This window comes from Micromonospora sp. NPDC002411 (genome assembly GCF_053592955.1).
The window spans coordinates 1-7,056 of record NZ_JBSFBM010000346.1; the positions used below are offsets into that span (position 1 = coordinate 1).

Annotated in this window: 7 protein-coding genes; 6 read left to right on the forward strand and 1 reads right to left on the reverse strand. The window is 70.8% G+C overall.

All coding sequences use genetic code 11. The features are described 5' to 3' along the window. The first annotated feature begins 134 nt into the window (after nucleotides 1-134). The 6 genes from ACWCO3_RS29040 (at nucleotide 135) to ACWCO3_RS29065 (ending at nucleotide 5,852) form a co-directional block, all read left to right on the forward strand. Nucleotides 135-1,085 (forward strand): carbohydrate ABC transporter permease, encoded by a 951-nt coding sequence (locus tag ACWCO3_RS29040; protein ID WP_208744989.1) that lies wholly within the window; start codon nucleotides 135-137, stop codon nucleotides 1,083-1,085. Continuing rightward, complete coding sequence (locus ACWCO3_RS29045; protein ID WP_354879885.1) at nucleotides 1,082-1,897, forward strand: carbohydrate ABC transporter permease; 816 nt, start codon at nucleotides 1,082-1,084, stop codon at nucleotides 1,895-1,897. Before ACWCO3_RS29040 ends, ACWCO3_RS29045 begins: the two co-directional genes overlap by 4 nt. A 7-nt stretch (nucleotides 1,898-1,904) precedes the next feature. Then, nucleotides 1,905-3,053 (forward strand): galactonate dehydratase, encoded by a 1,149-nt coding sequence (gene dgoD, locus ACWCO3_RS29050; RefSeq protein WP_450013073.1) that lies wholly within the window; start codon nucleotides 1,905-1,907, stop codon nucleotides 3,051-3,053. A 38-nt stretch (nucleotides 3,054-3,091) separates the two neighbouring features. Next, complete coding sequence (gene manD / locus ACWCO3_RS29055) at nucleotides 3,092-4,321, forward strand: D-mannonate dehydratase ManD (protein WP_145780349.1); 1,230 nt, start codon at nucleotides 3,092-3,094, stop codon at nucleotides 4,319-4,321. Then, a complete protein-coding gene (locus ACWCO3_RS29060; protein WP_145780350.1) occupies nucleotides 4,311-4,853 on the forward strand; it encodes a gluconokinase in 543 nt (180 codons plus the stop codon). Before manD ends, ACWCO3_RS29060 begins: the two co-directional genes overlap by 11 nt. Before the next feature lie 69 nt (nucleotides 4,854-4,922). Then, the gene (locus ACWCO3_RS29065; protein ID WP_450013075.1) at nucleotides 4,923-5,852 is read left to right on the forward strand and encodes an ABC transporter transmembrane domain-containing protein; all 930 of its coding nucleotides are present in this window, start codon (nucleotides 4,923-4,925) and stop codon (nucleotides 5,850-5,852) included. 1,063 nt (nucleotides 5,853-6,915) lie between these two features. Here ACWCO3_RS29065 and ACWCO3_RS29070 read toward each other — a convergent pair. Beyond that, the gene (locus tag ACWCO3_RS29070; protein ID WP_450013077.1) at nucleotides 6,916-7,056 is read right to left on the reverse strand and encodes a sigma factor-like helix-turn-helix DNA-binding protein; all 141 of its coding nucleotides are present in this window, start codon (nucleotides 7,054-7,056) and stop codon (nucleotides 6,916-6,918) included.

Sequence of the window (7,056 nt, forward strand, 5' to 3'; positions counted from 1 at the left end):
GGCCCCCCTCCCCCCGGCCCCCGCGGGGGGGTGGCACCCCCGCCCCCGGGCCTACGTCCCCCCCCCCCGGGGCGGCGCCCCCCCGGGCCCCCCCCCCCCCGCCGGGACCTGACCCCCGAACCCGGAGACCCCTCATGTCAGCCGTCATCACCCCCCGCACCGACACGCCCGAGGCCGCTGCGGCACCCCCGGAAGACTCCGCCTGGTCACGGTGGGCCAACGAACACCGCAAGTGGCTCTTCGCGGCGCCCGCCATGGCGTTCGTCGCCCTGCTGATCATCTTTCCGGTGGCGTGGACCGGGTACCTGAGCCTGACCGACGCCGAGGGTTCGGTACGCGCCGACTTCGAGTTCATCGGCGTCCAGAACTACGCCGACGTGCTCACCGACACCGAACGGTTCTGGCCGGCGGTCTGGCGTACGGTCCTCTTCACCGGTGTCGTGCTGTTCTTCGAGGTCGTCCTCGGCATGGCGATAGCCCTGCTGCTGTGGCGACCCTTCCGCGGTGAGAAGTGGGTCCGGGTCGCGATCCTCCTGCCGCTGGTGGCCACTCCGGTGGCGGTCGGCATGATGTGGCGCCTGATCTTCGACCCCAACATCGGCATGGCGAACCAACTGCTCGGCTGGGTCGGCATCGGCCCGCAACCCTGGCTGGCCGGCCAGCACTCGGCGCTGCCGACGACGATGTTCATCGACATCTGGCAGTGGACCCCGATGGTGGTGCTGATCCTGCTCGCCGGGCTCACCTCACTGTCCGACGAGCCCCAGGAGGCAGCCCGGATCGACGGCGCCAGCAGTTGGCAGCGGTTCCGGCACGTCACCCTGCCGCTGCTGATGCCCACGGTGATCGTGGCCATCCTGCTGCGTGGCATCGACGCGCTCAAGACGTTCGACATCCTCTACGCGACAAAGGGTCGCGGTGGCGGGTCCTTCCACGAGGTCGAGACCCTCAACGTGTACGCCTACGGCCTGAGCTTCGACTACAACGACTACGGCGTCTCGTCGACAGTCCTCATCATCTTCTTCCTGATCATCATCGGGGTGATGTGGGCCCTCACCTATCGCAAGAAGGGGCTGGGCCGATGAAGCCGAGCAAGCCGTACCAGGTGTTCCGTACGTCGGCTCTCGTCGTCGTGGTGTTCGCGCTGATGGCGCCGCTGCTCTGGATGATCGCCGCGTCGTTCAAGACCAACGTGGACATCTACGACACCGCCAAGGCGTTCGTCTTCTCACCCAGCCTGAAGAACTACGAGACGGTGCTCCAGCAGGCGAACTACCTCCAGTTCATCGGCAACAGCCTCTGGGTGGCCTTCGCGGCGACGATGCTCTCGCTCCTGCTCGGGGTGCCGGCCGCGTACTCGATGAGCCGTTTCGCCATGAAGAAGTCCGCGCTGGTCGTGCTCATGGCCCGGGTGATCCCCGGCGTCTCGCTCCTGGTGCCGTGGTACTACGTCTTCTCGAACCTGAAGATGGTCGGCGGCTTCACCGTGCTGATCCTGAGCCACATGTTCGTGTCGCTACCGCTGATCGTCTACATCATGATGGGCTACTTCGACGGGCTGCCGACCGAGTTGGAAGAGGCCGCGCTCGTCGACGGGCTGACCCACATCGGCGCGTTCCGGCGGATCACCCTCCCGCTGTCGGTGCCCGGCGTCGCGACCGCCGGCATCCTCTCGTTCATCTTCTCCTGGAACAACTTCATGTTCGCCCTGGTGCTCTCCGGCGCCGACACGAAGACGCTGCCCGTCGCGATCTTCGACTTCGTCGGCTACGCCAGCATCGACTGGGGCGGCCTGATGGCCGCGGCGACGGTGGTCACCCTGCCGATCATGCTCATCGCCCTGTTCGTGCAGAAGTACGTCGTCTCCGGCCTCACCGCCGGTGCCACGAAGGGCTGACCACTCCATGACGAAGATCGCACGGGTGGAGACCTTCCTCGTCGCGCCGCGCTGGCTGTTCGTCCGGATCGAGACGGAGTCCGGCATCATCGGCTGGGGCGAGGCGACCTGCGAGGGTCGGTCCGAGACCGTCCGCACGGCCGTCGACCAGCTCGCCGAGCTGCTGATGGGTCAGGACGCGCTACGCATCGAGGACCACTGGCAGGTGCTGACCAAGGGCTCCTTCTACCGGGGAGGGCCGATCCTGGCCAGCGCGGTGTCCGGCCTGGACCAGGCGCTCTGGGACATCGCGGGCAAGCACTACGGCGCCCCCGTACACCAGCTGCTCGGCGGGCCGGTCCGCGACCGGATCCGGGTGTACGGGTGGGTCGGCGGCGACGAACCCGCCGAGATCCGCGACCAGATCAGCGCCCGCATCGAGGCGGGCCTGACCGCCGTGAAGATGAACGCCTCCGGGCGGATGGGCGCGCTGGCCTCGGTCGCCGAACTCGACGCCGTGGTGCGGCGGGTGGCCGTCGCCCGCGAGGTCCTCGGCGACCAGCGGGACGTGGCCGTCGACTTCCACGGACGGTTCACAGTCGCCAACGCCCGGCGGGTCGCCCCGCTGCTGGAGCCGTACCGGCCGTTCTTCCTCGAAGAGCCGGTGGTGCCGGAGAACTCGCACCTGATCGGTGAGGTCGTCCGCTGCACGACGACCCCGGTGTCGACCGGGGAGCGGCTCTACAGCCGGCAGGAGTTCCTGCCCGTCCTGCAGGCCGGCATCGCGGTGGCCCAACCGGACCTCGCGCACGCCGGCGGCATCACCGAGGTGCGCAAGATCGCCACGTTGGCCGAGGTGTACGACGTGCAGCTCGCCCCGCACTGCCCGCTCGGGCCGATCGCCCTCGCCGCCTGCCTCCAGGTCGGCTTCGCCACGCCCAACTTCCTGATTCAGGAACAGAGCATCGGCATCCACTACAACCTGGGCGCCGAGGTGCTCGACTACTGCCTCGACAAGACCCCGCTGACCTTCGTCGACGGGTACGTGAGCCGGCTGACCGCACCCGGTCTCGGCATCGAGGTCGACGAACACGCGGTACGGACAGCCGACAAACGCGGTCACGCCTGGCGCAGCCCGACCTGGCGGCACGCCGACGGCTCCTTCGCGGAGTGGTGAGACCGCCCCCCAGACCGGCACTAACGGAAAGGCACCCCGTGAAGATCGTCGCCGCGGACATCATCGTGTCCAGCCCTGACCGGAACTTCGTCACGCTGAAGATCACCACCGACGACGGCATCACCGGCCTGGGCGACGCCACGCTCAACGGCCGTGAGCTGTCCGTCGCCTCGTACCTGCGCGACCACGTGGCCCCGCTGCTGATGGGGCGCGACGCGCACCGGATCGAGGACACCTGGCAGTTCCTCTACCGCTCGGCGTACTGGCGGCGTGGGCCGGTCACCATGGCCGCCATCGCCGCCGTCGACGTCGCGCTCTGGGACATCAAGGCCAAGGCCGCCGGCATGCCGCTGTACCAGTTGCTGGGCGGCGCGTCCCGCACCGGCATCATGGCGTACGGGCACGCGTCGGGGCGGGACATCCCCGAGCTGTTCGACTCGATCCGCCGCCACCTCGACGAGGGCTTCCGGTCGATCCGGGTGCAGACGTCGGTGCCGGGGATCAACGCCGTCTACGGCGTGGCCGCGCAACCCAGCGCCACCGGTCAGCGCTACGACTACGAACCCGCCCAGCGCACCCCGCTCCCGGCCGAGGAGGACTGGGACACCCGCGCGTACCTGCGGCACCTGCCCACTGTGTTCGAGGCGGTCCGCGCCGAGTTCGGCCCGGAGCTGCCGCTGCTGCACGACGGCCACCACCGGATGACCCCGATCCAGGCCGCGAAGCTCGGCAAGTCCCTCGAACCGTACGACCTGTTCTGGTTGGAGGACTGCACCCCGGCCGAGAACCAGGAGGCGCTGCGGCTGGTCCGCCAGCACACCACCACCCCGCTGGCCATCGGTGAGGTCTTCAACACCGTCTGGGACTACCAGACCCTGATCCGCGAGCAGCTCATCGACTACGTCCGGTCCGCGGTCACCCACACCGGCGGCATCACCGCCATGCGCAAGCTGCTCGACTTCGCGGCCCAGTACCAGATCAAGTCCGGCATCCACGGCCCCACCGACATCTCCCCGGTGGGCATGGCCGCGGCGCTGCACCTGGACCTGGCCATCCACAACTTCGGGATCCAGGAGTACATGAAGCACACCCCGCGCGCCAACGAGGTGTTCCGGCAGTCGTTCACGTTCACCGACGGCTACCTGCACCCGGGCGACCAGCCGGGGCTCGGGGTGGAGCTGGACGAGGAGGCGGCGGCCCGGTTCCCGTACGAGCCGGCCTACCTGCCCTTCAACCGGCTCAAGGACGGCACGGTCCATGACTGGTGAGCCGCGTAGCCGGCACATCGTGGTGATGGGCGTCTCCGGGTCGGGCAAGACCACAGTGGCGCGCGGGATCAGCGCGGTGACCGGGCTGACGTTCGTCGAGGCGGACGAGTTCCACTCCCCGGAGAACGTGGCGCTGATGCGTTCCGGCGTACCCCTGGACGACAGCAACCGCCGGCCCTGGCTGGCCGACATCGCCGGCTGGACCGCCGCTCGCGCGGCGGAGGGCCGGTCGACGGTGCTGGCCTGCTCGGCCTTGAGGCGGTCGTACCGGGACGTGCTCCGCCAAGGCGCGCCGCAGGTGGACTTCGTGCACCTGCATGGGCCGGCGGAGGTCATCCGGGAGCGGATGGCGCGACGCGAGGGGCACTACATGCCGGCGAGCCTGCTCGACTCCCAGCTCGCCACGCTGGAACCGGCCGAGCCGGACGAGTCGGTGCTCGTGCTCGACGTCTCGCTCCCGCCGCGAGCCCTGGTCGCGATCGCCGTCCGGAGGCTCGGCCTGCCCGTCTGGACACCGGTGGGGGAGCGGTAGCCGAGGGCGTGTTAGGTTAGCCTGCCCTCACCTACTGGAGTTCGCCGCCATGCCCCCATCGATCCGAGCATGACAGTCGCCGAGATCAGCGGGAGCGTGGTGCTACGCCGTGCCCTGCGCCGACAGCGCCGCCGGGTGGTGCTCGGCATCGTGCTGCTCTGCGCCCACCAGGCCACCGAGGCCCTCGTACCGGTCGCCATCGGCGTGATCATCGACCGGGCGGTGGCCACCGGGGACGTCACCGCGCTGCTGCTCTCCCTCGCCGGCCTCGCCGCCCTGTTCACCGCCCTCGCCTTCGCCTACCGCACCGGCGCCCGGCTGGCCTACGCCGCCGTCGAACACGAGGCGCACACGACCCGCGTCGAGATCGTCCGAAGCGCCCTCGACCCGCGCGGACACCGCTCGGGTCTGCGCGACGGGGAGCTGCTGTCCGTCACGGCCTCCGACGCCGAGTTGTCCGCGCTGGTCGTACGCGTCGCCGGGCTCACCGCCGCGGCGCTCACCGCGATCGTGGTCGCCGCCGTCGCGCTGCTCGTCGTCGACGTCCCCCTCGGGCTCGGGGTGCTCGTCGGCGTACCGCTGCTGGTCGTCGCCCTTCAGCGGATGGCGCCGCTGCTCACCCGGCGCAGTACGTCGCAGCAGGAGGCCCTCGCGGCCACCACCGCGCTCGCCGTCGACCTCGTCACCGGGCTGCGCGTGCTGCGCGGCATCGGCGCGCAGGACCACGCCGCCCGACGGTACGCGGGCGCCAGCCGGCACGCCCTCGACGTGACCCTCCGCGCCGCCACCACCAAGGGCCTGCACCTCGGCCTCACCACAATGGTCAACGGCCTCTTCCTCGCGACGGTCGCCGGCGTCGCGGGCTGGCTCGCGCTCCAGGGTCGGCTCACCATCGGCGAACTCGTCGCCGTCGTCGGACTGGCCCAGTTCATCGCCGAGCCGGTGCAGACGCTCGGGTACTGCGTACAACCGTCGTCGCTGATCCCACGGGCCGAGTAGGTGCCCGCCTCGGTCGCCCGGACCTCAGGCCTGCCCGGCAACCGGCGGGACGTGCCGTCCGGGGCGACGAGCAGCGGCGAGCCGTCGTCGACCAGCACCTCACCATTGCCGGCGACGGCGCTGATACTCGGGAACGGCATCAGGCTCACCGCACCCGTGGTGAGGTTCCACAGCACCGGGAGCATCCGCACGGAAGAGCCCTGCCGCTCACCGGGAGCCATCCCGACCGCCCACTCGCCACGCGCCGCCTCCACCGAGGCGCGCGGGAAACCGTCGGGCACCGGCAGCGCGATTTCGGTGCCCTCCGGTGTCCACCGGTAGGGCAGATCACCCATCGCGCCGACGACGGAACCGTCCTCGGTGATCGCTGTCGCGGCGGATCCGGGCCGCCCGACCAGCCGGTACTCCTGCGGCCGGTCCGCCGACCACAGGACCGCCTGGTGCGAGTCGCGGGCCCCGCGGGCGGTGCCGACGATGTCACCCCGGCCGTTGACCGCGTGCACGAGAACCGCCTGGTAGCCGGGCGGGGTCACCAGGAAGCGCAGCTTTCCGGACCGGTAGACCCAGCCGATGCCGTTGCCGCCGGTGCCGACGACGTCGCCCCGGGCGTTGACCGCCGCCGCGTGGCGCGCCCCGGCGGGCAGGACCGTCGCCTTGCCGTCGGTCCAGAGCACGATCCTCCCGTCCTCATTCCCGGTGCCGATGTCGCCGACGATGTACCGCCCGGTGGGGTCCACGCCTCCCGCCACCGCGACCGGACCCCCGAGCGGCTGCGGCAGCCACGACGCCTCGCAGGTGACCGGTGGGGCCCCCGCAGTGGACGCGACGGCGGTCGGCGCCGCCACCACGGTCGGCGTGTCCGGGGCCTGCGGCCGGCCGGCACCACCGAACCCGACGGCACCCACGACGACGAGCCCGGTCAGCACCGTCACCGCGGTGATGCCGCCGGTGCGTCGGCGTCGACGGCGACGGCGTCCGTCGCTGATCGCCCGTGCGACGTCGACCCGTGGCTTGGGAACCGGCGCCGACTGCAGCAGCGCGGCGATCCGCTGCTCGTCCACCGTCATCTCGTACTCCTCCCGGACATCTCGGCGACGTCGAGCACCTGGCGGACCGCCGCCAGCGCCCGAGCCGTCTGCGCCTTCACATTGCCTTCGGAGCACCCCATGGCCGCGGCCGTCTCGGCCAGCGACAGGTCGCACAG

Excerpts from the sequence above, each read along its gene's own strand:
- ACWCO3_RS29040 (WP_208744989.1), top strand. The coding sequence starts at position 135 with ATGTCAGCCGTCATCACCCCCCGCACCGACACGCCCGAGGCCGCTGCG.
- ACWCO3_RS29045 (WP_354879885.1), top strand. The coding sequence starts at position 1,082 with ATGAAGCCGAGCAAGCCGTACCAGGTGTTCCGTACGTCGGCTCTCGTC.
- dgoD (WP_450013073.1), top strand. The coding sequence starts at position 1,905 with ATGACGAAGATCGCACGGGTGGAGACCTTCCTCGTCGCGCCGCGCTGG.
- ACWCO3_RS29060 (WP_145780350.1), top strand. The coding sequence starts at position 4,311 with ATGACTGGTGAGCCGCGTAGCCGGCACATCGTGGTGATGGGCGTCTCC.
- ACWCO3_RS29065 (WP_450013075.1), top strand. The coding sequence starts at position 4,923 with ATGACAGTCGCCGAGATCAGCGGGAGCGTGGTGCTACGCCGTGCCCTG.